We start from the raw sequence: 25,365 nt of genomic DNA, 5'->3' as shown, positions 1-25,365 counted from the left end.
CGCGGGGCCATCAAGGACACAGTGATTTGGACAGAGACTTCAAGACCTCCTTTCTATCGGATCTGCACGCCGAGATCATGGCTCTGGGTGGGATGTTCAACGCCCATCTCCATCTGGACCGCGCCGAGACGCTGCAACCGACGCTCGACATCATGCGGGCTCTGGGGAGCGGGTCGGATTCCGCGCTCGCCATCGCGCAAAAGCACGCGCTGATCCCGCTGATCCATGACAGCGAATGCTACGATCCGGACGCGCTCGAAGAGCGGGTCGAAGGCTGCGTGATGAAGATGGCCGGCCTGGGCACGACCCACGCCCATAGCGTCGTGGACGTGACCACGGACCGCGTCGGCACGTCGGCGATGGAGCGACTGTTGCGGATCGGCGACCGGGCGCGACCGCGCATCGATTTCCGGGTGGGCGCCTACTCCCCCCTGGGGTTTCGCGATGATGACCCGGATCGCTGGGCGCTGATCGAGGCGGCCGCCCAGCAGGCGGATTTCCTCGGTGCCTTGCCCGAGCGGGACGATGTGGCCGACTACCCCGAGCATATCGGGTTCGACACCTGTTGCCGGCGCATCATCGCGCTGGCGCGGGATCTAAACAAACAGGTCCATATCCATGTCGACCAGAAGAACCACAGCCGCGAGCACCAGACCGAGCGCGTCATCGAGATCGTTCGCGAGGCTCACTGGGGTCATGACGGGGCCGAGCCGAGGATTTGGCTGATCCATGTGATCTCTCCTTCGGCCTATGATGACGCCCGGTTCGATCGCTTGGCGCGAGACCTCGCAGAGCTGAATATCGGCGTGATCTGCTGCCCGTCCGCGGCGATCAGCATGCGCCAGATCCGCCCGGTCGCCGCGCCGACCCATAACTCCATCGCGCGGGTGCTCGACCTGCTGGCGGCGGGTGTGTTCGTGCGGCTCGGGACAGACAATGTCTGCGATATCACCTCACCGGCGGGAACACTCGACCTGATGGACGAGCTTTTCGTTCTGTCGAATGCGGTGCGCTATTACGACCCGGCGTGTCTCGCCTATCTGGGCGCGGGTCGGCGGCTGCCTGCGGATGCAATTGACCGCCTGAAGGCGCATCTCGAAGAAGACCGAGACCAGTGCCGCAGGGCCGAGATCGCCTACAACCGCGCGCCCGGCTCCTGATCTGATCCGCGATAGCGCCCGGGTGTGACGCGTCGCGCCGGTCCCCATCTGCGCGATGGCGTGCCCGAGGCCAAAGACCCGCGCCGCAGGGGTTTCGGACCCTCGTCCTTACCCCTTGCCGTACCACATCCGCCAGATCAGCCCATCCCGCTTGACGAAGTGATGATAGAGCGCAGCCCCGACATGCAGCGCCAAGAGCCCCAGCATCAGACGCGCCCCGAGCCCGTGAGGCATGCGGGGCGGGAGCTGCGAGAAGTCGGGGAGCGGTCCAGCACTCTGCCCGGACAGGATTGCCCCGGCACCGGAGACCACCATCAGGCCCAGTCCGCTCAGCCCCATTCCGATGAGCACAACGTAAAACAGAACATGGACCGCCTTGGCCGTGACGGTCTGCCATAGCGGGTCACCAGAGACCGGCGCGGGTTTGGTGTCGACCAGCCACCACCAGACAGCCCGCGCAACCATCAGAACCAGAATGACCATGCCGAGGGGCGCATGCAGCGTCAGCAGCGCCTGCTTCGCCGCGTCGTCGAGGGAGGCGGCCGCGCGAAACCCGGAGCCGAGCTGCACAAGGATGAGACCTGCGCAGAGCCAATGTATGCTGATCGCAGCAGTGCCGTATCTGGTCGAGGTGCTTTTCATTGCGATGCCCATTTGCTGGCGCGTGCAGGATCAGGCGGACAGAGCCTCAGCCGGCCTGATCCTGCACGACGTCACTTTCCGGCCAAGGCCGCGCGATACGCCCGGTTGACGATGTATCCTGTGAGGAACTCCTCCTCGCTCAGAAAGGCATCGCCATTGATATCGGCACTTCGGAAATCCGCGATCATCGACTTGTGGTATTCCGAGCTGTCAATGTCGCCGTCCCCGTCACGATCCCAGAAGGCAAAGAGGATCATCTGCGCGGTTTCATAGGCGCGCTGCTGCGTTTCGTCCTCGGCAATGAAGGTGAAGCCGAAGTCCCAATCCGTGAATTCATCGAAGGTGATGGTGTTGCTTCCATCCGCATCCATCGAGACAAAGATGTCATTGCCGAATGCGGTGAACTCGCCCATATCGGCAAGCCCGTTGGGTCTGGCTTCGATCGAACCAAAAACGAGCTTGGCCAGTTCCTGACCTGGTCCGATCTCCTCCATGTCCGCAATGGCGGGCGCCACAAGCAAAAGGTTGGACGCACAGATGGCGGCAAGGGTCTTCATTTTGGTCTCTCCTGGGATGTCGGGTGGGGGTTCGGGGCTTGGGGGTCGGCCTTGTCGGACCAGGCGACCTCTGCGTGGGATCCGTCGCAGAACGGCTTGTTTCGGGACGCACCACAGCGGCACAGCACATATTTGTCGGGCGACGCACCCTCGGCATGCGCATCGCTGGCCAGCCGGAGACCGGTGACTCGGTAGGGTCCGTCGCGTTCAATCGTGATGCCGGGATCTGTGCCGATTTCGTGCCGCGCCACCGCGCTGCCGGAGGGGCTCCAGGACAGGGCGCCAGACGGGCAGGCCCGCACGACATCTTTGATTTGATCCCGCGTGCCATTGTCGGGGGTGATCCAGGGACGCAGGCGGGTGTCGAAGACAGAATTCAGCCGGGCCTCGCACTCGCCAGCATGGGAGCATAGGAGCCGGTTGTAGTGGATATGGATCTGCTGGCCTTCGAAGACCTTGATTCCATCGGGCGTGCGATCCGGGCTGGGCTCGGTGTCGAACGCGGTCTCTGTGTGAGAGCCATCGCAAAAGGGCTTGTTCTGCGAGCGCCCGCAACGGCAGAGCGCCATGACAGCGCGCGGCGCGATCTCGGCGCCCTCGACGCTTGTCAGCCTCGGAACGGACTTGGCCACAAGCGGTCCGGCAGGCCGCTCCTCGATGACGGGATCTTCCGGCCCGGCGGACCGGGCCCGCGCCCCGCCGATCCGTCCGGTCATGGTCAGACCGTCGCGGATGTTCAGGCCCATCATCGTCAGGTTGGCGGCGCCACCGACCAGTTCCACGATCTGGATCAGATAGAACGCGCGGTCGAACTCTCCGGCGGCGGCCTTGCCCGCCAGAAACCACGCAGAGGGCAACAGGATCAGCAATCCGTTCACCGCGATCAGAGGCATGCGCCTTTTCTTGGCGCTCGCCAGGGCATCCGTCCGGTGCCTGCCCAGCACGGTGCCGCTGCCCCCCGCGATCGCCATGGCCGGAATGAGAATGACCATGCCCTGCAGTATAAGCGCCTTGACCGCCGCGACTGTCTCATGGGGTGCGAAGAGCTCTGTGATCGCGGTTGCTGTCCAGAACAGCAGGATCATCACAAAGCCGATGCCACCTGCAATTGCGTGAATACGTGTTTTCATCTAGGAACCCTCAGGACTGAGCTTTCGCAAAAGGCAACGTCAGGCCGTGCAACAATTGGAAACGGCCACCTTTTCGAAGAGGTGCGGCGCCGTGACAGCGCTTGAGGGGTAATGGCTGAGGGCCTGTTTGAACTCTGGGTTCGAGAACGCTGCGCGGAAGTCGGCAACCGTGTCCCAGACGGCGTAGTTAAGGTACATGCTGCTGTCACCGACGGCCTTATGCATCTGCGTGCTGATATAGCCCGGCTGTTTTTTCATATAGAGCGCATCCGCTTTCCAGGCCTCGAGCAGAGCCTCCTGATCGGCGGGATCAATGGTGAACAGGTTGATCAAGACCACCGGACCGGCCTCGACACTCAGCTGGTGTTCGATCGGAAACTCGGGATCGAGAGGTTCGAAGGTGACCATCTGTCTTGCTCCGTGGGCAGCTCAATAATTGGTGACATGTTGTCAATTTTGGAAAATGACCACTTTGACAACACATTGTCAAATAAAAGATGGATCAGACATGGCTGAAGAGCAGTGGACAGAGGCAGGCGCAGCGGTGACCACGCTCATTCTGGATGTCTTCCGACTGAGTGGGCGGTTGCAGCTCGAGGGCGATCGGCTCGTCGAAGGGCTTGGCCTGACCAGCGCCCGCTGGCAGATTCTGGGGGCGATCGCCTATGCGGACCAACCGGAATCCGTCGCCTGGCATGCCCGCACCATGGGGGTTCACCGACAGGGGGTTCAGCGCATCGTGAACGAGCTCAAGAAGGAAGAGATCGTCGCGTTTCGCCCGAACCCCCATCACAAGCGGGCCCAGCTCGTCGTGCTCACTCCCAAGGGGCAGAAGCTGTTTGCGGATGCCGTCGCCCTGCAGGTTCCCTGGGTCAACGAGATCTCTGAGGGCATGTCGGCGGAGGACATCGCGACCACGCTGAAGGTCATCGGCACCCTGAAAAAACGTCTGTTGGAAAAGTCCAACGCTCAGGACAGCCCCCCGTCCTAGCGGCGGCCATCTCGCCTCTGCCGGCCCCGCGCCGGAGGGAAGCCGCCGGGCAGAGCGCCCTTGCTGCCGGACCGATGCGCGGCTGAGGATCGGTCGCTGCTCCCGCGACCTCCGGGCACGCGGTCCGGAGGTCACGGGGTTCGGACCGCGTGCCCGACGCCCCTCAGAGGTTCAGGCCCGCCGCGATGGCCGCGATCAATTGATCATGGATGACTGCGCGATCCACGCCTTCGGGATCAGTGCAGATCGGGTCATCCTTTTCGTCCTCCAGCAGGGCAACCGCCCCCGGTTTGCAGGTGCCCAGAAAGGTGAAATGGTTGGCCGGTGCGAGCTCGACATAGGTCGTCTGAGGAAGGCGCTGCGCCAGAGCGTTGCCATCGGGCCCGACATCGGCGGCGCCAAGACGGTCGGCATCACCGAGATTGATCAGCGTGATCCCCGCCAGCGCCTCTGCCAGGCTCTGCGGGTCAGCCGACCCGCCAAAACCGGGATCAACGGCCACGGACCGGGTGATCCGGGCATCACGCGCATCGGCCTCATATCCGGGATGATCGGCGAACCGGACGCCCCCAAGACGGAAGTACACGCAATCCGCAGCCTCCGGCCCCGTCGCGCAGTTTGCATCCTGAACCGCACCGTCAAAGCGCACGCCTGCCATGCCCAGCGCCGTCGTCCCGCCCAGAGAGAACCCGACCACAGAGACCCGGTCTCGATCCACGAAGCGCGCGAAAGACGGGTCGGCAAGCACCATGTCAAGCGCGGCCGACAGGTCCTGCGCCCGCGCCCCCAGATCCACCGAACGTCGTGGAGAGCTGTCCCCGCTGGTGGACCCGGGATGATCGACCGCAAGGACCATCGCGCCCTGCGCCACCAGCCCGCTGGAGAGCCACCCGAGGCTATCGGCATTGCCGCCCGACCCATGGGACAGCAGCACGAGCGGATGCTCACCTTCCGCAACCGCGGGACCGACATAGGCAAAACTCGGGTCAAAGATCGGGCCATCCCCGACCGGGGCGCGATAGGTCGGGGCGGCGGCCGGATACCAGATCGAGGCGGCGATGGGCCGCGCCCGATGGTCGGCCCTCAGGTCGAACCGGTCATAGCCGGGCAGCATGTCTGCCGCTGCGGGAACGGCCTGGGACACCGCCATCAGGGAAAGAAGAGCAAGGCGTTTGATGGGAACCTCCGTTTTTGAACGCTGGGGGAACGGGTGCTGGAAAATGCGTCTTGCCGCGTCCTGTTTTCGGGATTCAGGTCGTCACGATCCGGATTTCGGACAATACTCGCCAGATGCCCATGCTTCCGATCCCTGCTTTCGTGGCCCTCGTGCTTGGCTATCTCGCACTGCGCTCCTTCCTGTCCGGGAGGCGCCCTCTGCTGGTGGCCTTTCTGGCGGCTTGCGCTGTGCAATCCGGCCTCGTCACCCTGGTCGGGGGCTATGGCCTGGATGTCCTGCGCCCGATCCTGCCAGTCAGTGCGACCCTCATTCCACCGCTGGCCTGGATCACGTTTCAGGATGCGCTGGTTCGCCGCCTCTCGCCGCGCGCCATGGCGTTTCACGGGGCGGCGCCCGCCTTCACCCTGTTCTGCCGCGTCTTCGCGCCCGAGACCACGGATGTCGTGGTGCCGCTCGTCTTCGCAGGCTACGGCATCGCGATACTCGCCCAGCTGCGTGGCACCTCGGATATGCCCCTTGCGCGCCTCGAGGCCGAGCGCGTTCCAGCGGTGATCTGGCAGGTCCTCGGCTGGGCGCTGATCGTATCGGCGATCAGCGATGTGTTGATCGCCATCGCCTTCGCGACCGGCCATGCGGGCTGGGCGGGCTGGATGATCACGGCGTCCTCCTCTCTTGTGCTGCTCTTTGTGGGCATGCTCAGCGGCAGCCCCTCCGCCGCTGGTGCGGAGGGCCCAGAGCGGGACGCAGCGCCCGACGCGGCAGCGCCCCCCCGCGAAACCCAGCAGGAAGATGTGGAGATTGTCGCACGTCTGGAGGCCTTCCTTCGGCGGGAACCGTTGCATCTCGACCCCAACCTGACGCTGGCCCGCCTCGCCCGCCGCCTGCATCTGCCGGAAAAGCGCTTGTCCACGGCGGTCAACCGGGCCACCGGTAACAACGTGTCGCGCTACATCAATTCATGGCGCATCCGGCATGCCTGCACATTGATCGACGCCGGGGCGAGCGTCACCGAGGCGATGCTGGACAGCGGTTTCAACACCAAGTCGAATTTCAACCGGGCGTTCCTGCGGGAAACCGGCATGGCGCCCAGTCAGTGGCGCGTCCGGGCCCGGGAGGATGCAAAGGTCACGCCGATCGCCCAGGTCGGCACGCCGCCCTGAGCAGGTCGCATCCGAGGTTGCGCCGTGGATGGCCGGACCCGCCGACCGCGGCACCAGCGCAGAGCTTGAGACCGCCTGCCTGGCGCGTGCAGCCAACCGTTGCGCTATCCATCCGGTCTGATTTGCGCCAACCATTTGAACTGGCGCAGTCGGAACAGAGCCATCGCCTGTCGCGCAGTTTCCTCGCTGTTGAAGGCGAGGAACACCCATGGGAAGGGCAGCGCGAACACCACGACGCAAGCATAGGAGAGCGGGATCGCGACCAGCCATTGCGCCGCGAGATCCATGAGGATGGGCGAGGTCGTGTCGCCGCCAGCGCGCAGGACCCCCACCACCATCGTGACGTTGAGCGCCCGGAACATCAGGACCGCCGCCAGCACCGTGAACACGCTCTCTGCCACATCCAGGACGTCGGGCCCGGCACCGGCATAGAGCGTCAGAAGCGCTGGCGTCAGGGCCAGTAACAGCAGGCTCATCGCAAGCGACGCCATGGCGGTCCAGAGCACAAGCGCGATTGCGTCAATTGTGGCGCGGCGGAAATCGGCGCGCCCAAGAGCTTGCCCCACGATGACATTGGTCGTGGAAGACAGCCCGATCAGGACCGCAATGGCCATGGACTCCACCGGCGTCACAAGCGCGAGCACCGCCAGCGGCACGGTGCCCGCCATGGCGGAGACGATGCTGTAGACGAAGATACCGATGGCCCAGACCGCAGAGCCGAGCGCAATCGGCACCCCGATGCGCAGGATTTTCCGCACCGTGTCGCTGTTCAGGTAGGCGGCGATCCTGCGCGGCGCGAAAAGGTGATGGTCGTGGAACAGCACCGCACAGACCGCGACCACCCCAGCCTCGATCACGAAACTCAGCGCAGAGGCATAGGCCGCCCCCGTCACGCCAAGGGCGGGCGCGCCCAGATTGCCGAAGATCAGCGCAGAGTTCAGGACGACATTGCTGATCAGACCGATGACCGACGCCCAGGTTGCCAGACCCGGCCGCCCGATGCTGCGCAGCCCCACCGCGATGGCAAATCCGACCGAGAAAGGGAGCACGATGGCGCTGGCGGGCAGCAGATAGTCCAGCGTCAGCCTCTGGAGCGCGGGATCATCGCTCGACCAGAGCGCAAGCGTCCCGGACAGCAGGATGATCAGGCCAAGGCCCAAAAGCGAGATCGCGAAGGACAACAGCATGGTGGTCCCGACCGCGTGTTTGGCCCGCGCGCGCGCCGCCTCCATGGAACTGCGCGATGACTACGCCCGCGCGTTGCAAATCCCCAGCACCAGCAGGATCAGGATAAACACGATCCGGCTGCCATAGCCCACGACCGCGACCTCCTCGGCGCCAAGGCTGGAGGTCATGAACACATCAAAGACCGTGCGGGACGACGCCATGAGCGCCTGCGCGGTGGTCGGCAGGGCGGTCCAGAGAAACAGGCGCACGAAGTCACGGGACCGGGCCTGCCGCGCGCCCTGAGACAGGAGGTGCCAGCGGTTCTCTCGCCACGCCCGGATGACTTCTGCCGGGTCGGGATGCGCTTGATTATCCATCGGAGCGCCCGCGCTCGGCCACGGGGCGGTCCGAGCTGTCCGGCCCTCGGGTCTGCCGCTGATAGAGAATGATGGATCCGATGATCGCCAGAGCAGCAAGCCCCGTCAGCCCGGACAGGTGGTCCCCGAACCACACGGCCCCGAAGACCGCCGCGAAACCGATGGATGCGTAATTGGCAAAGGAAACATAGGTGGCCCCGTAATCTCGCGTGATCCTGAGATAGACCACAAGCGCGAGACCCTCGCCGATCACGATGAGAAGCAGCGCCGGAACGTTCAGCCCCGCCAGGGTCCAGGCGCCGGTCGTACCTGTGGCAACACTCCCCGTCAGTGCCGCCAAAGCCACGATCAGAGCCTGAGCCTGGGCGACATTGACCGGGCTTGCATGGGGCGGCCAACGCGAGGCGACAAACACCGTGTTCAGCGCATAAAGGAGCGGCACCCCGAACGCCGCCAGGATCCATCCGCCCTGCGCCGCGCCGACAGAAGATCCGCGCGAGACATCCCACAGGATCGCCACCGCGCCGACAAAGCCGAGCGCGATGGCCATCAGGGGCCCGGCTCGCATCCTCTCGCGTCCGACAAGCGCCGCCAGACCGAAGGTGAAAAGGGGCATCGTTGCGATGATGACGACGAAGACAAACACCGGCAGATGCGGGCCAACCGCTGTTTCCAGGATAAAGGGCGCGAGAAAGCCGAGCAGCCCACTCAGCCCATAAAACCCGAGCGTTCCGCGATCCAGCGGCGGCCAGTCGCGACGCAACAGAGCCACTCCGGTGAAGAACAGGGCTATGCCAAAAGCAGAGAGGGTCACGACCACATGCACCGGAATACCAGACATGCCCGCCGCCTTGATGGCCGACAACCGGAGGCTCCAGAGGAGCCCGAGAACAATGAGAAGACCCGTTTTCAGTACCATACCCGCCCTCGCCTAAATGGCCGGTTTCGGCACTTTGGATTGCTTGACTTGCCCTCGGATACGGCCTCAACCTTGGTTGAGGTCAAGCAATGAAATGGGAAGTGATGCCATGCCGGCGACGTATCTGAGTATCGGACAGCTGAGCCACCGCAGCGGGGTGCCCATCTCGACCCTGCATTTCTACGAACGCAAGGGTCTGATCGCTTCGGAGCGGAATGCGGCAAACCACCGGATCTACCGCCGCGAACTGTTGCGCCGCGTGACAATCGTGAAAGTCGCCCAGCGCGCTGGGCTCACACTGGCCGAGATCGCGAAGGCCTTGTCGCATCTGCCCATGGACACCGTGCCGAACACGGCGGAATGGGCACGTCTTGCCGATATCTGGCATGACGACCTGACGCGGCGCATCGAAACCCTGACGGCGCTGCGGGACAAAATGGCTATCTGCATCGGCTGCGGCTGCCTGAGCGTCGAGCGCTGCGCGCTGGCCAATCCCGATGACAGGCTGGGCAAGGAGGGCCCCGGGGCCCGCTACATTCCGGACATGTCGATCTGAGATCAAAGGCGATCGCAGTCCAATGCGCCGATATGTGCAAGCCTGACATCCCCGGCATTGCCGCGCCCATGCCTGTGGGCACAAGACTGGGCTGGTTCAGGACCCGAGACGCCCGATCATGCCCCTTTGCCAGCCGGGCTCGCGAGCGCATTGACGCGCGCCGCCATGCCCGTCCCCTTGGCACGCAACACGCTGCCCTCTGGTCGCAGCCGGTGACACGCCAGCGTTTCTGACCCGGTACGCAAGCGCGAAACCCCGAGGCCTGCGGCTCTCATTCTTTGGAAACAGTGGTGAGCCGTGCAGGATTCGAACCTGCGACCCACTGATTAAAAGTCAGTTGCTCTACCAACTGAGCTAACGGCCCACTCTGGCGGCCCGTTTAGCCATCGGGCCCGGAGGGGTCAAGGGTGGAATGTAGAGTTTTCTGCGCCTTCTGGATTATGTCGCAGTTCGCGCGTATATGGCCGCCATGACCACGCAGGATCAGACCTCTTTGCCCTTCTACAAGATGCATGGGCTCGGCAACGACTTTGTCGTCATCGACAGTCGTGCCCAGGGCCATGCCGTGCCAGCGGCACTGGTGGCAGCGCTGGCCGACCGCCATCGTGGGGTCGGGTTTGACCAGCTTGCGGTCGTGACCCCGGGCGAGGGCGTGGATGCGCATCTGACCTTCTACAACGCCGATGGCTCGACCTCGGCGGCGTGCGGGAATGCCACGCGCTGCATCGCGCGGATGATGCTGGATGAAACCGGGGCCAGCGCGCTGCGGCTGTCGACGGACCGGGGGCTACTGCTGGCCAAAGAGGCCGGTGGCGGCCAGACCCGGGTCAATATGGGCCAGCCCCAGACCCTCTGGTCCGAGATCCCGCTGGCCGAGGCGATGGACACGCTGGAGCTGCCCATCGAAGGCACGCCCGTGGCCACGGGCATGGGCAACCCCCACTGCACCTTCTTTGTCGAGGATGCCGACGCGATCGCGCTGGAGAGCTTCGGACCCCGCTATGAGCATCACCCGCTCTACCCGGAGCGCACCAATGTGCAGGTCGCGCAGGTGATCGGCCCCGACCATTTGCGGATGCGGGTCTGGGAGCGGGGCGTGGGGATCACGCTGGCCTCGGGGTCCTCCTCTTGCGCGACCGGCGTGGCCGCCGCCCGGCGGGGCCTGACCGGGCGCAAGACGCGGATCGATCTCGATGGCGGGACCCTCTGGATCGACTGGCGCGAGGACGGGGTCTGGATGACCGGCCCCACCATGACCGTGTTCTCGGGGGTTCTGACCCCGCAATTCATGGCCGCCCTATGAGCGCGCCGCGGTTCACCACCCTGGGCTGTCGGCTCAACGCCTATGAGACCGAGGCCATGAAAGAGCTGGCCGAGGCCGCCGGGGTGCGCGATGCGTTGGTGGTCAACACCTGCGCCGTGACCTCCGAAGCCGTGCGCAAGGCGCGGCAGGAGATCCGCAAGCTGCGTCGGGAAAACCCCGATGCGCCGCTGATTGTGACGGGCTGCGCGGCACAGACCGAGCCCGAGACCTTTGCCGCCATGCCCGAGGTCACCCATGTGATCGGCAATACCGAGAAGATGCAGGCAGAGACCTGGGCCGGGCTTGCGCCCGATCTGATCGGCGAGACCGAAGCCGTACGCGTCGATGACATCATGTCAGTCACCGAGACCGCCGGGCATCTGATCGACGGGTTCGGCACGCGCAGTCGCGCCTATGTCCAGGTCCAGAATGGCTGCGATCATCGCTGTACGTTCTGCATCATTCCCTATGGCCGGGGCAATTCGCGCTCGGTGCCCGCGGGCGTGGTGGTGGACCAGATCAAGCGGCTGGTGGATCGGGGCTATAACGAGGTGGTTCTGACCGGTGTGGACCTGACAAGTTGGGGGGCGGATCTGCCCGGGGAGCCCCGGCTGGGGGATCTGGTCATGCGGATCCTGCGGCTGGTGCCGGATCTGCCCCGGCTGCGGATCAGTTCGATCGACAGCATCGAGGCGGATGAGAACCTGATGCTGGCCATCGCCACCGAGACGCGGCTGATGCCCCATCTGCATCTCAGCCTGCAGGCCGGGGACGACATGATCCTCAAGCGGATGAAGCGGCGGCATCTGCGCGATGACGCGATCGCCTTCTGCGAAGAGGCGTTGCGGCTGCGGCCCGAGATGACCTTTGGCGCGGATATCATCGCCGGGTTTCCGACCGAGACCGACGCGATGTTCGCCAACTCCCTGCGCCTGGTGCGCGACTGCCATCTGACCTGGCTGCATGTGTTTCCCTATTCGCCCCGTCCCGGCACGCCGGCGGCGCGGATGCCTGCGGTGGCGGGGCCGGTCATCAAGGCCCGGGCGGCCGAGCTGCGCAAGGCCGGTGACGCGCAGGTGGCAGAGCATCTGGCCGCGCAGGTGGGGCGGACCCATCAGGTCCTGCTGGAGAACCCGCGCATGGGCCGCACCGAGCAGTTCACCGAGGTGCAGTTCTCGGAGGACCAGCCCGAGGGGCAGATCGTCTCTGCCAGGATCCACGGGGTGGCCGGGCGCCAACTGGCCGCCTAGCGATCTGATCCGGGCCGGCGCGCGGGGGGCACGGGTGGGAGCCTCCGGCGGGGATATTTTCGGACTTAAGTTGGGGCGTGGCGCAGCGAGCCTTTGGGCGCGCGGGTGGATCGACTCTGGCCGCGACTCACCCTAAGATGAGAACAAAGTGAGAACGATATGAGCTGCCCATGCCGTCCCCACGCCGTATTCTTGCCCTGTGGTTTCCCCGTCTGGGGGCCGAACGCGCCCTCCGCCATCTCCGTCTGGCGGAGCCCGGGCCCTTTGCGACCGTCGCGACCCATGGGGCGGCGCAGGTGCTGGCCTCCCTCTCTGCGGGGGCAAGCGGGGAAGGGCTGCAGGTCGGGCAGGCCCTGCGGGATGCTCAGGCGATCTGTCCCGGGCTGGTGACCCGGGCGGCCGATCCGGTGGGCGAGGCCGGATTTCTCGATGCCCTGCGCCGCTGGGCGGGCAAGGTATCGCCCTGGGTCGCGGCCCAGGAGGACGACACGCTGGTGATCGACCTGTCGGGCTGTGCCCATCTGTTCGGGGGAGAGGCCGGGGTGGTCGCCCTGCTGGATCAGGATTGCGCCGATATGGGGCTGAGTCTGCGGATCGGGCTGGCAGATACGGTGGGCGCGGCCTGGGCGCTGGCCCATTACGCCGGGGCGCGGGCCGGATCCACGCGCAGCGGCGATGCCATCGATCAGGAGGCGCGGGCCACGCGGTCGCGCGCGCGCAAGCGGCGCCATTGGACGCGGGGCGGGGATGCCCCGCCGGCGGGGCGAGCCCTCTCCACCATCCCGGTGGAGCGCATTGCCCCGCCGGGCCAGACCCGGCAGGCTCTGGCGCCCCTGCCCGTGGCCGCCCTGCGCCTGCCCGCCGATACTCTGGACGGGTTGTCCCGGGTCGGGTTGCGCCGGATCGACGATCTGGCCGGGTTGCCACGGGCTGCCCTGGCCCGACGCTTTGGGCTGGAGGTCGGTCGGCGGCTCGATCAGGCTCTGGGGCGGGAGCCGGAGCCGGTTTCGCCCGTAGCGCCGGATCTGGTCTGTGCCGTGCGGCTGACCCTGCCGGAGCCTATCGGGTTGCGCGAGGATCTGGAGGCCGGGATCGACCGCTTGCTGCCGCCGCTGGGCGCGCGCCTGGCCAAGGCCGGGCGCGGGGCGCGGCGGATCCGTCTGGAGTTGCTGCGCTGCGATCACACGCGCCAGAGCTTCGATCTGGGGCTGGCGCGGCCCTCGGCGGATCCGGCGCGGTTGCGGCCCCTGTTGTTTCGCAAGCTGGATGAGGCCGATGCGGGGTTCGGCATCGATGTGATCCGCCTGGAGGCGGTTCAGACCGAGCCTGTGCATGCGGTACAGCATAGCGGGCATGTGGAGGCCGCGCGCGGCGCACAGAGCGCGCAGGACAGCACCGCTCTGGATGATCTGATCGGCACGCTGGGGGCGCGGATCGGGCTGGAGGCGATCACCCGCTGGCATCCGGCGGACAGCCATATTCCGGAAAAGACCGCCAGCATTCAGGCCGCCGCCTGGAGTGCGCCCCATGCGGGGGACTGGCCGCAGATGCATGCGCCTCGGCCCTTGACCCTGTTCCGGCCCGAACCGGTACAGGCCCCGGATCAGGCGATACCGCCCACGCGGTTTCGCTGGCGCGGGCAGGATTTCAAGCTGGACAATGCCTGCGGGCCAGAGCGGTTGGCGCCGGAATGGTGGCTGGATGATCCCAATTGGCGCAGCGGCGTGCGGGATTACTGGCGGGTGGAGACATCAGTGGGCCAGCGGCTGTGGCTGTATTATGCCCATGGGGCTGGACTGTCTTCGGGCTGGTTCTGTCAGGGGCGCTTCGCGTGAAAGAGAGGGTGCGGGGAGACCCTGAGAGAAAGCAAGACAGCCTGCCCCTGCCCCGCGGGGATGGCCGACCGGCGGGATGGTGAGATCCGCGCGGAAGACCCAAGCTCAGAGCCGCTATCGGCTCTGCTCTGCTTCCGCGGGCACATGCTGGCCCTGCACCTGTCGCGACGCACCGCGAAAGACCGCGACCACAGTCTCCCCCTGGGTCACCGTCACGTCATAGATCCCCGAGCGCCCGCTGCGCGATACCTCGACCGCTTCGGCGATCAGCTCCTCCCCCGACCGCGCCGGCGCGAGGTAGGAAATGCTGTTATGCTGCGCCACCACCCGTTGATTGTAGCTGTTACAAGCCACCGCGAAGGCCGTATCCGCCAGGGTGAAAATCACGCCTCCGTGGCAGATCCCGTGCCCGTTCAGGTGGTCAGCCCGCACCATGAGGCGGCAGCGCGCCGCCCCCGGACGCACCTGCACCAGCGCGATGCCCATGCCCCGGCTCGCGGCATCCTCGTCCAACATTGCGGCGGCGCTCGCCTCGGCAAGGGTTTGCGGATCCATCTCGGCCCTCCAGATCGCGTCTCGACCCGACCATGTGATCCGACCCATCCATGCCGCGCAACCCCGCGCGGCCGCACCGCCCCTCCGCACGGGAAAACGCCCCGCCTGTGAGGACGGGGCGTCTGGAGTATTCAGTCCCCCCGGAGTGGTAATCTGGGTGGGGGCAATGACGATCGCCTACTCCGAGGGACAAGAGCGTCACCACTCTCGATGCATTGACTATCGCCGGTGCAGATGGCGCGGGTGCGGGCGGTGTGAGGAAGCACTGAGGTGATTTCGCGGCGAGAATGAGGCCAAGCCCCGTGCAACCGCCCTTGATTTGCGGTGCGTTCCGGCTCACCATCCGGGACATGGTCATTCAAACCCCGATCCCGTTCCGCAAACCCGACCCCATCCCGGAGCAGGTCGCATTCGACCGGCGCGAGCTTGGGGTGATCCTGTCGCTCTATGGCCGCATGGTGGTGGCGGGAGAATGGCGGGATTACGGGATCTCCTGCCAACGCCATGTCGCCGTCTTCTCGGTGTTCCGGCGCACTGCGGAACATCCGCTCTACCGGATCGAGAAGCGCCCGAAACTGGCACAGAAGCAGGGATCGTATGCGGTGATCGGCATGGATGGGCAGATCCTGAAACGGGGGCACGACTTGAAAACCGTGCTCCGCGTTCTGGAAAAGAAGCTGATCCGGGCCGTCGACTAGGCGCGCCGCATCACGCGAGGCGGCGGATGGTCGTCACCTCCCCGTATTCATAGGCACTGATGCGCTTGAGGGCGGCCTCCAGAGGTTCGATCGCGACGGCCATATGGTGGATATTGGCATGGAGCAGCCGATCCGCATCGAGCATCAGACCCACATGGCCGTGCCAGCAGATCACGTCTTCGGCCTGCAGGGCCGCCCCCTCCGGCAGACCGACCCCGATCTCGGCAGCCTGCTGGTCACTGTCGCGGGGGCAGGCATGTCCCGCCAGACGGAAGGCCAGCTGCACAAGGCCCGAGCAATCGGTCCCCGCCGCACTGTTCCCGGCCCAGAGATAGGGCGTGTCCACAAGGCTCAGCGCGGTTTCGAGGATTGGTTTGGGTACATCGCGCTCGGCAACATGCTGCATCGGGACGAACCCGTCAGGGGTTTCGAGAAACCCGTCGCGGATGCGGGCCCCGGCCAGGGCACTGCCCAGGGACAGGGTCTGCAACGGCCGGGATTTGAAATGAGGCTCGGAATAGAGATGGCTGGCGCGCGCCACCAGATGGTGCGTGGTCTCGGCCGCGCCCCCAAGCGCGTCGGACGTCACATAGCCCACATAGCCATCCCAACCGGATTGCACGAAGGCATGCCCAGCGCTCTCGGAGATCACGGTCACCGGCTCACCAAAGAGCAGCGCCTTGTCCGCGCCCCCGGTCGTCCTGCGGGTCAGCGGGGTCTCGGGCACGGTCACACGGGCGGCCCGCCCGGGCACAAAGCGGGTGGCGTCGACCTGACCGCGCAGGGCCTCCAGCGCGGTCTCGCCGTCAAACCCGGTGCGGCGACGGTCCAGGGTGTCGGGTGCCTCTGCCACGCTCATAGGCCCAGAAGCTCCGGCAGGGCCTCGAGCACGGCGCGCGCGCCCTGTCCCACACCGCCCTTGGGGCGGGCCGGTGCGGCACTGGGCTGCCAGCCATAGATGTCGAAATGGATATAGGGCGTCGCCTCCACGAAGCGGCGCAGGAAAAGGGCGGCGGTGATCGACCCCGCAAAACCCCCGGCGGGCGCGTTGTCGAGATCGGCGATGCCCGGCTCGATCATCTTCTCATAGGGCGCATGGAAAGGCAGTTGCCAGACCGGATCGGCCACACGCCCCGCAGCGGCCTGCAGCGCTGTCGCCTGTTCCGGGGCCGTCGCATAGAACGGCGCCAGATCAGGGCCCACCGCCACCCGGGCAGCGCCGGTCAGTGTCGCCATGGACAGGATCAGGTCCGGAGCCTCCTCATCCGCGAGCGCGAGGGCATCGGCCAGCACGAGACGCCCCTCGGCATCCGTGTTGTTGATCTCCACCGACAGTCCCTTGCGCGAGGTCAGGACATCGCCGGGCCGAAAGGCAGTGCCGGACACCGCGTTCTCCACCGCCGGGATCAGGACCCGCAGCCGCAGGGGCAGACCCAGCGCCATGATCATATGCGCGAGCCCCAGCACCGTGGCAGAGCCCCCCATATCTTTCTTCATCAGGGCCATGGATCCGCCGGGCTTGAGGTTCAGCCCGCCGGTATCAAAGCAGACCCCCTTGCCCACAAGCGTCAGCGCCGGCCCCTCGCTGCCCCATCGCAAATCGATGAGCCGGGGACGACGCGCCGAGGCGCGGCCCACCGCGTGGATCATGGGGAAATTGGCGCCGAGCAGATCCTCGTCCAGCGTCACCTCGCAGGAGGCCCCATGGGTGTCGGCGAGCCTGCGCGCCGCCGCTTCGAGCTCATCGGGCCCCATATCGTTGGACGGCGTGTTGATCAGGTCGCGGGTCAGCCCCTCGCCCTCGGCCATGGCCAGAACCCGCGCAGCATCCAGCTCGGGGGACGGGCGCAGGCGGGACGGGGTCGGTGCCTTTCCGGCATAGCGCGTGAACCTGTAGCCCGACAGAAGCCAGCCCAGGGTCTCTTCGGCCAGCGCCTGCGGGTCGGTCAGCCCTTCGAAATGGTAGTCACCCGCAGGCAGGGACAGGGCCAGCGGGCCGAGGGCAAAGCGCATGCGCGCCCGGTCCGACGCGCTGCCATAGCCTGCGACCACATCACCGGCGGTGCCATCCGGATTGGGCAGCACCAGATGCGTGCCCAACGTGGCCTTGAATCCCTGCGCGGTGATCCAGGCACGCTCGGGCTCCGGGCGGCCAGCGCTCCACGTGTCGAGATCAGCAGCCTCGATCACATGGATCGGCCGGGTGGGCGCACCTTCCGGTGCGAATTCGCAAGTGAACGCGGACATGGGCACCTCTCTGGGGTCCGGGGACGGGCCAATAGGGGCAAGCCTAGAGGGTCCGCGCCCAGCTGCAAGATCAGAGCGCAAAATACCGGGCCGCGGCGGGCATAAGCCTGCGGCAGCCATGAAAGATGTGAATTCAATTGCCGCGCACGGGACTTCGGCCCGCCCGCGCCCTTGGCCCGGGACGGACAGGCCCTAGCCGGAAATCCCCTGCGAGCCCCAGGCCGTGGGGCGCGGCATGGCGCAGACCCGGTCGAGCCGCGCAATCACGGGCGGGATGTCATTGGCACTATGGGCCTGGGCACAGACCGCCACGTGCTGGGCCGCTGTCTCACAGGAGATAAAGCCGATGGAGGCGGCAAGCGCGGCCACTTCCTGCGCCAACCCCTCGAGCCCTTCCCAGGTCCCCCGCGCGTATTCGATCGGCAACAGGCCGACCCGGTCGCGGATATCGCTGAGCGTCGAAGAGACCGTGCTCTGCGCACCGATCTCGCCCAGATCCACGAAAAGTTCCACCACACGGTCCTGATCCAGGACCACAGGTTCCTGCGGGGCGAGGACAACCACATTCGGTTCCCCGCTCAATTCATGCTGCGTCGATGCGCTTGACTGTTGCATCTTACCCTCGTTCTTTCGTCGTCCACCACGGGCAAGAGACTGCCGGGCCAAAGTGAACACTCCGTTGCCCCGCGCCAATTTACTCCATCGTTTTTTAGTGAAACTCGCGCTATGCGGGAGGTCAGACGATCCCCGGAGGCCCCCCATGATTGCAGCAAAACCCCTGCCCTCATATCTCGCCCAGCGCTATCACGGCTGGCGTGCAACGACCTATGACGAGAACAAATACTGGTACCGACGCCTGGCCGAAGAAGGCCAGCGCCCGCGCGCCATGCTGGTGGCGTGTTGCGACAGCCGCGTGCATGTGACGAACATCTTCGGCGCCGATAGCGGCGAGATTTTCATCCACCGCAACATCGCAAATCTTGTCCCGCCCTATCAACCTTCGGGCGATCACCACGGCACCTCGGCGGCCATCGAATACGCGGTCAAGCATCTGAAGGTCGCCCATGTCATCGTCATGGGCCATTCCGATTGCGGAGGCGTGCGGGGCTGCATCGACATGTGCAGCGGCCACGCGCCCGAGATGGATGAAGGCGACAGCTTCATCGGACGCTGGCTCGACATTCTGCGCCCCGGCTATGACCGCATCAACACCAGCCCCGAGAACAACGCACAGGCAGAAAGCCTTGAAAAAGAAGGTGTTGTGATCTCGCTCGAGAACCTCATGAGCTTCCCCTATATCCGCGAATCGGTGGAGCGCGAGGAGCTGACCCTGCACGGGCTCTGGAACGATATCGGCGAGGGCACGCTCTACGCCTATCACGGCGAACCGGGCGTCTTCAAAGCCGTCTGACCCAAGAGATATGCGGTGCCCCAGCCTGACGGGGGGCCGCGCCATACCCCCGCGGGACGGGCGCACACCGTTTGCGCTGGTCTCTTTTCCTCATCGCGGATATTCTGCTGCGGCGCAGCGAGGCGGCGAGTGAAACGGGGTGCCCATGGACAATATCTTTGCATTGGCGATCAACAATCTGGGCTCGCCGATCATCCTGTGCTTTGCCTTGGGTCTCGCGGCGGCCTTCGCCCGCTCGGATCTGACCATTCCCGAGGCGGTGGCCAAGGGGATGTCTATCTACCTGCTCTTTGCGATCGGCTTCAAGGGCGGCGCGGCCGTGGCGGCCCACGGGCTCGATACGACCCTGATTCTCGCCCTGATCGCGGGCGGCATTTTGTCCTTCGCGATTCCCTTTATCGCCTTCGCCCTGCTGCGCTTCATGACAAAGCTCAGCATTCTCGACGCCGCAGCGGTGGCCGCCCATTACGGTTCGATCTCGATTGTGACCTTTGTCGCCGCGACCTCGGTCCTGAACAGTCAGGGGATCGCGTCCGAAGGCTACATGGTTGCCGTGGCCGCCGTGATGGAGGCACCAGCCATCCTCGCCGCGCTCTGGCTCGTGAGCCGCGCCACCGCCGGGAGCGGGGAGGACGACCGGATGGATGCGGAGCTCTGGCGCGAGATCCTGCTCAACGGCTCCATCGTGCTGCTGGTCGGGTCCTTCCTGATCGGCTGGATCACCGGGGAAGACGGGCTGACCCAGATCTCGAGCTTCATCATCTCGCCCTTCCAGGGGGTGCTGTGCCTGTTCCTCTTGGATATGGGGCTGGTGGCCGGACGGGGCCTGCGACAGGCGCGCGGTGTGATGACCGCCCCGGTCTTTGCCTTCGGTGTGATCATGCCGCTGGTGGGGGCGACGCTGGGCCTGTGCACCGGGTTGCTGCTGGGCCTGTCGACCGGGGGCGTTGTGCTCTTCACGACGCTGGCGGCCTCGGCCTCCTATATCGCGGTGCCGGCAGCCATGCGGGTCGCCCTGCCCGAGGCGAACCCGTCGATCTATCTGACCCTGTCGCTCGGGGTGACCTTTCCGTTCAACCTGACACTTGGTATCCCGATCTACGTCGCCGTCGCCTCGGCGCTTTCTGGGGGGTAATCACATGGAAACACACAAGGCCAAGCGGGTCGCGATCATCATCGAGGCCCCGATGGAGCGGCGTTTGACAGACGCGCTGACCGGTGCGGGCGTGACCGGGTTCTCGATCCTGCCGGTGCTTGGCGGATCCGGGCGCTCGGGCCTCTGGAGCCGCGAAGGTCAGGTGAGCCGGGCGGGGGGCATGATCCAGGTGGTCTGCATCATTCGGCCGGACCGGCTGGACGCGCTGCTCGACGCTGCTTTCAAGGTCGTGGACCGCCATATCGGCGTGGTCACGGTCAGCGATTGCGAGGTCCTGCGGGCGGAGCGGTTCTGACCCGCCCTACGGCGACCCCGAACACAGCAAAGGCGCAGGCATCCAAGGATGCCCGCGCCTTTTTCGTGTTCACCGGTTGGGTCTGCCGAACCTAGCCCTTCTTGAGGACCCGCTTGCCCAACGTTTCGGCGATCTGGACCGCGTTCAGGGCCGCCCCTTTGCGCAGGTTGTCCGACACGCACCACAGGTTGATGCCGTTGTCGATCGTGCTGTCCTGACGGATCCGGCTGATGAAGGTCGCGAAATCGCCCACGCATTCGATGGGCGTGGTGTAGCCGCCATCCTCACGCTTATCGACCACCATGATGCCCGGGGCCTCGCGCAGGATATCGCGGACCTCGTCCTCGTCGATGAACTCCTCGAACTCGATATTGATCGATTCGGAATGCCCGACGAAGACCGGCACGCGCACGCAGGTCGCGGTCACCTTGATCTTGGGATCGACGATCTTCTTGGTCTCGGCGACCATCTTCCACTCTTCCTTGGTGGAGCCGTCATCGAGGAACACGTCGATATGCGGGATCACGTTGAAGGCGATCTGCTTCTGGAACTTGTTGACCTTCACATCATCGGTCGGGTTGTAGACGGCCTTGGTCTGATCCCAGAGCTCGTCCATCCCCTCCTTGCCCGCGCCGGACACGGATTGATAGGTCGACACGACCACCCGCTTGATCTTCGCGCGGTCATGGAGCGGCTTGAGCGCCACCACCATCTGCGCGGTCGAACAGTTCGGGTTCGCGATGATGTTCTTGTTGGCGTATTGCTCCACGGCCTCGGGGTTCACCTCCGGCACGACCAGCGGGATCTGCGGGTCATAGCGATAGAGCGAGCTGTTATCGATCACGACACAGCCCACCGCCGCGGCCTTGGGCGCATAGTCCTTGGTCGCCGCCGACCCCACGGCAAAGAGCGCCATGTCCCAGCCGGTGAAATCGAACGTGGCGAGATCCTGGGTCTTCAAAGTTGTGTCGCCAAAGCTCACCTCCGTCCCCAGGGAACGGCGGGATGCCAGAACGGCAATCTCGTCCACCGGGAACTGGCGCTCGGCCAGGATGTTCAGCATTTCGCGGCCCACATTGCCCGTGGCCCCAACGACGACGACTTTATAGCCCATTTTGGGTCTCCTTTGGGTGTCAGCGCGCTCTCTATCCCAAGGGAACGCGATGGGAAAGGGGGGCAAAGTCGCAGCTCACGCGCGGGCGAGCAAATCCCGGTAGACCGCGATCAGGGCCTTGGCCTCGCGTTCGATACTGAAGGCCGCTTCGACCCGGGCGCGGCCAGCGGCTCCTTCGGCTGCGAGATCCCGGGACAGCATCTCTGCCGTGGCCGCTGTGAGGGCCGCGAGATCATCTCGCGGCACCAGAAGCCCCACATCCGGCGGATCGAGCAGTTCGGAGAACGCCCCCACATCCGTGGCCACCACGGGCACGGCGCAGGCCATGGCCTCGATCGGGGTGAGGCCGAACCCCTCCCACCGTTGGGGTGCCACGAAGAGGTCGAGCGCCTGATACCACCTGGCGACCTGATCTGGAGGCACCTCGTCGGGGAAATGAATGCGATCTGACAGGCCCGCCGCCGCGATCCGCGCCTTCAGATCGGCGAGGAAAGAGACGTGTTTCTCGGTGGCCCGCCCCAGAACGATGGCTTGTGCCTCGGGCCGATCCGGCAGAAGCGCCAGCATAGCGTCCACGAAGACATCCGTGCCCTTCTGCGCGCGGATCCGCCCGATACAGCCGATCAGAACCGCGTCGGGATCCATCCCGAGCGCGCGACGCAGGGCAGCCTTGTCCTCGGGCGGCGTGAACTCCTGCAGGTTGATGCCATGCAGGATGACCGTCGCCTCACGTTCCAGATAGGCCGCGGATTTTTGCGACACGGCCACCACATGTTCCATCTGCCGGATCAGCCATTTGGTGTAGCCGGAATGGGCGCGCTGGGAGGCGGTCGTGAAGAGCAGTCGCAGCTTGCGTCGAAACACATGGCGCAGCACGAGACCCAGCAGCATCTCGGTATTGCGTCGGGCATGCCAGACCCGCCAGCGATCCCGCGGCAGGGCAAAGAGCGCTGTCAGCGGCACATGGGGCACATGCTCCGGCAGGCCCGGCCCCGTGGCCGCGATCCCGATCTCGCGCGCCTGCAAGGGCACCAGTCGGATGATCGTCGAGGTGACCCCCGACAGCCGCCGTTTGAGGTTCGGCGCGATGACATCAAGATCGGCAAGGCGGGGCGTGCTGGACATACTCCCTCCTAGGTCACCGGCACCGCCATTGCAAACCGCCGGAGCCTGCGGGGGCCAGACATGAACTGCCCGCTTTCCGGGCACCGCCGCGAGTGGAACCTCCCGGCAGTTAACACCCGTTAACAGGGCTATTGCAGGTTATACGGAATAGGTTAGCCTCACTTTTATGACAGTTACAAAGCCCTTTGACGAAATGACCGGTCTGGGCGACGGCCATGTGCGCGCGCCCTACTCAGATTTTGACAGCTGGTTCGGGAGCGAAGACCCGGCGCGATTACGCAAGAAGGCCCGCGAAGCCGAGGACGTTTTTCGCCTGACGGGCATCACCTTCAACGTCTATGGGCGCGAAGAGGCTGCCGAACGGCTCATCCCCTTCGACATTGTGCCGCGCATCATTTCGGCCCGCGAATGGTCCCGGCTGGCCAAGGGCATCGAACAGCGGGTGCGGGCGATCAACGCCTTTCTCTATGACATCTATCACCGGCAGGAGATCATTCGCGCAGGCCGCGTCCCCGCCGAGATGATCGCCCGGAACGAGGCCTTCCTGCCGCAAATGATTGGCATGACCCCACCGGGCAACGTCTACACCCATATCGTCGGCATCGACCTCGTTCGGACAGGCGAGGATGAGTTCTACGTCCTCGAAGACAATGCCCGCACGCCCTCGGGCGTCTCCTACATGCTCGAAAACCGCGAGACGATGCTGCAGATGTTCCCGGAGCTTTTCGCCCGGAACTCCGTCCGCTCGGTCTCGGAATACCCCCAGAACCTGCGCCGTTCGCTGAGCGATTGCATGCCCCCGGCCTGCACGGGACGTCCGGTGGTGGGCGTGCTGACCCCGGGGATCCACAACTCGGCCTATTACGAACACGCGTTTCTCGCCGACAAGATGGGCGCGGAGCTGGTGGAGGGCCATGACCTCAAGGTGGTGGATGGGCGCGTGGCCATGCGGACCACGCAGGGCTATACGCCGATCGATGTGCTCTACCGCCGGGTCGATGACGATTTCCTCGACCCGCTGAATTTCAACCCCGACAGCCTGCTGGGCGTGCCGGGGATCATGGATGTCTACCGGGCGGGCGGCATCACCATTGCAAATGCCCCGGGCACCGGGATTGCCGACGACAAGGCGATCTATTCCTACATGCCCGAAATCGTCGAGTTCTATACCGGCGAGAAGGCCATCCTGAAAAACGTGCCCACCCATCGCTGCAACGAGCCCGAGGCGCTGTCCTATGTGCTCGACAATCTCGCGGATCTGGTGGTCAAGGAAGTCCACGGGTCGGGCGGCTACGGCATGCTCGTGGGTCCCGCGGCCAGCAAGAAAGAGATCGCCGCCTTCCGCGACAAGCTCAAGGCGCGCCCAGACAACTACATCGCGCAACCCACGCTGAGCCTGTCCACGGTGCCCATCTTTGCCAAGTCCGGGCTCGCGCCACGCCATGTGGATCTGCGGCCCTTCGTGCTCGTTTCGCCCAAGAAGGTGCATATCACGCCGGGCGGGCTGACCCGCGTGGCCCTGCAGAAAGGGTCGCTGGTCGTCAATTCCAGTCAGGGAGGCGGCACCAAGGACACCTGGGTGCTGGAGGAGTAAGGCCATGCTGGGAAAAACGGCAGGCGGGCTGTTCTGGATGTTTCGCTATCTCGAACGCTCGGAAAACATTGCGCGGCTGGTGGATGCCGGGCACCGGATCGCCCTGACGCGCTCGGGTGCGGCGGAAAACGAATGGGCCTCGATCCTCGCCACGGCAGGGGCGCGGGACGCCTATCTTGAGAAATACGAGGAGTTCGAGGGCTCGAATGCCATCGATTTTCTGCTGCGCGACAAGGACAACCCGTCGAGCGTGCTGTCGGTGATCTCGGCCGCGCGGGACAATGCCCGCATGGTGCGCACCGCGCTCACGCGCGAGGTCTGGGAGGCGGTCAACGAGTGTTACCTGACGCTCAAGAAACTGCTCGCGCGCAAGGTCCCGGCCCGCGATCTGCCCGATGTGCTCGGCACGATCCGCCAGCGCAGCGCCTTCGTGCGCGGCGCGCTGCACGGCACGATGATGCGCAATGACATCTATGACTTCGCGCGAATCGGCACCTTTCTGGAACGGGCGGACAACACCGCGCGGATCCTCGATGTGAAATACTATGTCCTGCTGCCCTCGGCGAATTTCGTGGGCAGCTCGCTCGACAATGTTCAATGGGAGACGATCCTGCGCTCGGTATCGGGCGAGGGTGCCTTCCGCCATGAATACGGCCCCGATGGCAGCCCCGTGGACATCGCCGAGTTCCTCATGCTCGACAAGCGGATGCCGCGGTCACTGGCCTTCTGCTATAGCAAGCTGCGGGACAATCTCGGCTATCTCGAGACCGATTACGGCGACCGCCATGCCTGTCACGACACCGCCGACGCGGTCTGTGCGCGGATCAAGGCGAGCACGGTCGACATCATCTTCGAGGGAGGGCTGCACGAATTCCTCCAGGACTTCCTGCGCTTCAATGCGATGCTCGGTCAACAGATCGAGCAGGACTACCGCTTTTACGGATAA

At 65.3% G+C, this 25,365-nt stretch carries 26 protein-coding genes, 1 tRNA gene and 1 pseudogene; 13 read left to right on the top strand and 15 right to left on the bottom strand.

Annotated elements, in window-relative coordinates; all coding sequences use genetic code 11:
• The first annotated feature begins 26 nt into the window (after positions 1-26).
• Positions 27-1,160 (top strand): amidohydrolase family protein, encoded by a 1,134-nt coding sequence (locus tag ACP15I_RS10040; RefSeq protein ID WP_424974955.1) that lies wholly within the window; start codon positions 27-29, stop codon positions 1,158-1,160.
• Between the two features lie 108 nt (positions 1,161-1,268).
• Here ACP15I_RS10040 and ACP15I_RS10035 read toward each other — a convergent pair whose 3' ends face one another.
• The 4 genes from ACP15I_RS10035 to ACP15I_RS10020 all read right to left on the bottom strand — a co-directional run bounded on the left by ACP15I_RS10035 (position 1,269) and on the right by ACP15I_RS10020 (position 3,897).
• Positions 1,269-1,802: a cytochrome b gene (locus tag ACP15I_RS10035; protein ID WP_424974954.1), complete on the bottom strand. Its 534-nt coding sequence runs from the start codon at positions 1,800-1,802 to the stop codon at positions 1,269-1,271.
• A gap of 71 nt (positions 1,803-1,873) precedes the next feature.
• Positions 1,874-2,359 carry a signal transduction protein gene (locus ACP15I_RS10030; protein ID WP_424974953.1) on the bottom strand — a complete coding sequence of 162 codons (486 nt, stop codon included), beginning with the start codon at positions 2,357-2,359 and terminating at the stop codon, positions 1,874-1,876.
• Positions 2,356-3,489 carry a CDGSH iron-sulfur domain-containing protein gene (locus tag ACP15I_RS10025; RefSeq protein ID WP_424974952.1) on the bottom strand — a complete coding sequence of 378 codons (1,134 nt, stop codon included), beginning with the start codon at positions 3,487-3,489 and terminating at the stop codon, positions 2,356-2,358. The genes ACP15I_RS10030 and ACP15I_RS10025 overlap by 4 nt, the downstream gene beginning before the upstream one ends.
• A gap of 39 nt (positions 3,490-3,528) precedes the next feature.
• Entirely contained in the window at positions 3,529-3,897 is a 369-nt protein-coding gene (locus tag ACP15I_RS10020; protein WP_424974951.1) for an antibiotic biosynthesis monooxygenase family protein, read from the bottom strand.
• Positions 3,898-3,997: 100 nt separating this feature from the next.
• Between ACP15I_RS10020 and ACP15I_RS10015 the strand changes: the two genes are divergently transcribed.
• Complete coding sequence (locus tag ACP15I_RS10015; protein WP_424974949.1) at positions 3,998-4,480, top strand: MarR family winged helix-turn-helix transcriptional regulator; 483 nt, start codon at positions 3,998-4,000, stop codon at positions 4,478-4,480.
• Between the two features lie 163 nt (positions 4,481-4,643).
• Here ACP15I_RS10015 and ACP15I_RS10010 read toward each other — a convergent pair whose 3' ends face one another.
• On the bottom strand, positions 4,644-5,630 hold the full coding sequence (locus ACP15I_RS10010) for an alpha/beta hydrolase family protein (protein ID WP_424974948.1): 987 nt from the start codon (positions 5,628-5,630) through the stop codon (positions 4,644-4,646).
• 77 nt (positions 5,631-5,707) lie between these two features.
• Between ACP15I_RS10010 and ACP15I_RS10005 the strand changes: the two genes are divergently transcribed.
• Complete coding sequence (locus ACP15I_RS10005) at positions 5,708-6,817, top strand: helix-turn-helix domain-containing protein (protein WP_424974947.1); 1,110 nt, start codon at positions 5,708-5,710, stop codon at positions 6,815-6,817.
• A gap of 104 nt (positions 6,818-6,921) precedes the next feature.
• On the opposite strand, the gene ACP15I_RS10000 is transcribed toward ACP15I_RS10005, so the two are convergent.
• The 3 genes and pseudogenes from ACP15I_RS10000 to ACP15I_RS09990 form a co-directional block, all read right to left on the bottom strand.
• A complete protein-coding gene (locus tag ACP15I_RS10000; protein ID WP_424975039.1) occupies positions 6,922-7,551 on the bottom strand; it encodes an MATE family efflux transporter in 630 nt (209 codons plus the stop codon).
• A gap of 213 nt (positions 7,552-7,764) precedes the next feature.
• Positions 7,765-8,361, bottom strand: a pseudogene (locus tag ACP15I_RS09995) (MATE family efflux transporter); the annotation flags it as partial.
• Positions 8,354-9,280: a DMT family transporter gene (locus ACP15I_RS09990; protein ID WP_424974946.1), complete on the bottom strand. Its 927-nt coding sequence runs from the start codon at positions 9,278-9,280 to the stop codon at positions 8,354-8,356. The pseudogene ACP15I_RS09995 and the gene ACP15I_RS09990, both read right to left, overlap by 8 nt.
• 109 nt (positions 9,281-9,389) lie before the next feature.
• Between ACP15I_RS09990 and soxR the strand changes: the two genes are divergently transcribed.
• Positions 9,390-9,836: a redox-sensitive transcriptional activator SoxR gene (soxR, locus tag ACP15I_RS09985; protein ID WP_424974945.1), complete on the top strand. Its 447-nt coding sequence runs from the start codon at positions 9,390-9,392 to the stop codon at positions 9,834-9,836.
• Positions 9,837-10,124: 288 nt separating this feature from the next.
• On the opposite strand, the gene ACP15I_RS09980 is transcribed toward soxR, so the two are convergent.
• A tRNA-Lys gene (locus ACP15I_RS09980) sits at positions 10,125-10,200 on the bottom strand.
• Positions 10,201-10,296: 96 nt separating this feature from the next.
• Here ACP15I_RS09980 and dapF point away from each other — a divergent pair.
• The 3 genes from dapF (at position 10,297) to ACP15I_RS09965 (ending at position 14,224) form a co-directional block, all read left to right on the top strand.
• A complete protein-coding gene (gene dapF, locus ACP15I_RS09975) occupies positions 10,297-11,139 on the top strand; it encodes a diaminopimelate epimerase (RefSeq protein ID WP_424974944.1) in 843 nt (280 codons plus the stop codon).
• Positions 11,136-12,389, top strand: a complete 1,254-nt coding sequence (gene mtaB, locus ACP15I_RS09970) for a tRNA (N(6)-L-threonylcarbamoyladenosine(37)-C(2))-methylthiotransferase MtaB (protein WP_424974943.1) — start codon at positions 11,136-11,138, stop codon at positions 12,387-12,389. Before dapF ends, mtaB begins: the two co-directional genes overlap by 4 nt.
• A 170-nt stretch (positions 12,390-12,559) precedes the next feature.
• Complete coding sequence (locus ACP15I_RS09965; protein WP_424974942.1) at positions 12,560-14,224, top strand: Y-family DNA polymerase; 1,665 nt, start codon at positions 12,560-12,562, stop codon at positions 14,222-14,224.
• A 114-nt stretch (positions 14,225-14,338) separates the two neighbouring features.
• Here ACP15I_RS09965 and paaI read toward each other — a convergent pair whose 3' ends face one another.
• Positions 14,339-14,779 (bottom strand): hydroxyphenylacetyl-CoA thioesterase PaaI, encoded by a 441-nt coding sequence (gene paaI / locus ACP15I_RS09960; protein ID WP_424974941.1) that lies wholly within the window; start codon positions 14,777-14,779, stop codon positions 14,339-14,341.
• Between the two features lie 350 nt (positions 14,780-15,129).
• Between paaI and ACP15I_RS09955 the strand changes: the two genes are divergently transcribed.
• The gene (locus ACP15I_RS09955) at positions 15,130-15,477 is read left to right on the top strand and encodes a DUF2794 domain-containing protein (protein ID WP_424974940.1); all 348 of its coding nucleotides are present in this window, start codon (positions 15,130-15,132) and stop codon (positions 15,475-15,477) included.
• 10 nt (positions 15,478-15,487) lie between these two features.
• Here the strand turns inward: ACP15I_RS09955 and ACP15I_RS09950 are convergent, their stop codons facing one another.
• From ACP15I_RS09950 to ACP15I_RS09940, 3 genes are all read right to left on the bottom strand, one after another.
• Positions 15,488-16,336 (bottom strand): C40 family peptidase, encoded by an 849-nt coding sequence (locus ACP15I_RS09950; RefSeq protein ID WP_424974939.1) that lies wholly within the window; start codon positions 16,334-16,336, stop codon positions 15,488-15,490.
• On the bottom strand, positions 16,333-17,724 hold the full coding sequence (locus ACP15I_RS09945; RefSeq protein ID WP_424974938.1) for a leucyl aminopeptidase family protein: 1,392 nt from the start codon (positions 17,722-17,724) through the stop codon (positions 16,333-16,335). Before ACP15I_RS09945 ends, ACP15I_RS09950 begins: the two co-directional genes overlap by 4 nt.
• A 192-nt stretch (positions 17,725-17,916) precedes the next feature.
• Entirely contained in the window at positions 17,917-18,339 is a 423-nt protein-coding gene (locus tag ACP15I_RS09940; protein ID WP_424974937.1) for a hypothetical protein, read from the bottom strand.
• Positions 18,340-18,484: 145 nt separating this feature from the next.
• Between ACP15I_RS09940 and ACP15I_RS09935 the strand changes: the two genes are divergently transcribed.
• The 3 genes from ACP15I_RS09935 (at position 18,485) to ACP15I_RS09925 (ending at position 20,586) form a co-directional block, all read left to right on the top strand.
• Positions 18,485-19,135: a carbonic anhydrase gene (locus ACP15I_RS09935; protein ID WP_424974936.1), complete on the top strand. Its 651-nt coding sequence runs from the start codon at positions 18,485-18,487 to the stop codon at positions 19,133-19,135.
• A gap of 145 nt (positions 19,136-19,280) precedes the next feature.
• Positions 19,281-20,270 carry a sodium-dependent bicarbonate transport family permease gene (locus tag ACP15I_RS09930; protein ID WP_424974935.1) on the top strand — a complete coding sequence of 330 codons (990 nt, stop codon included), beginning with the start codon at positions 19,281-19,283 and terminating at the stop codon, positions 20,268-20,270.
• A gap of 4 nt (positions 20,271-20,274) precedes the next feature.
• Positions 20,275-20,586: a P-II family nitrogen regulator gene (locus tag ACP15I_RS09925; RefSeq protein ID WP_424966455.1), complete on the top strand. Its 312-nt coding sequence runs from the start codon at positions 20,275-20,277 to the stop codon at positions 20,584-20,586.
• Positions 20,587-20,677: 91 nt separating this feature from the next.
• On the opposite strand, the gene ACP15I_RS09920 is transcribed toward ACP15I_RS09925, so the two are convergent.
• Both ACP15I_RS09920 and ACP15I_RS09915 read right to left on the bottom strand, forming a co-directional pair.
• A complete protein-coding gene (locus tag ACP15I_RS09920; protein WP_424966454.1) occupies positions 20,678-21,700 on the bottom strand; it encodes an aspartate-semialdehyde dehydrogenase in 1,023 nt (340 codons plus the stop codon).
• 75 nt (positions 21,701-21,775) lie between these two features.
• Entirely contained in the window at positions 21,776-22,825 is a 1,050-nt protein-coding gene (locus ACP15I_RS09915) for a glycosyltransferase family 4 protein (protein WP_424974934.1), read from the bottom strand.
• Positions 22,826-22,991: 166 nt separating this feature from the next.
• On the opposite strand from ACP15I_RS09915, the gene ACP15I_RS09910 reads away from it, so the two are divergent.
• Together ACP15I_RS09910 and ACP15I_RS09905 are read left to right on the top strand one after the other, a co-directional pair.
• Positions 22,992-24,419, top strand: coding sequence for a circularly permuted type 2 ATP-grasp protein (locus tag ACP15I_RS09910; protein ID WP_424966452.1), 1,428 nt, complete (start codon positions 22,992-22,994; stop codon positions 24,417-24,419).
• A gap of 4 nt (positions 24,420-24,423) precedes the next feature.
• Positions 24,424-25,365, top strand: a complete 942-nt coding sequence (locus ACP15I_RS09905; RefSeq protein WP_424966451.1) for an alpha-E domain-containing protein — start codon at positions 24,424-24,426, stop codon at positions 25,363-25,365.

It is taken from the genome of Dinoroseobacter sp. S124A, from assembly GCF_049801015.1.
Lineage (GTDB): Bacteria > Pseudomonadota > Alphaproteobacteria > Rhodobacterales > Rhodobacteraceae > Dinoroseobacter.
This window is presented reverse-complemented; position numbering and strand designations above follow the sequence as displayed.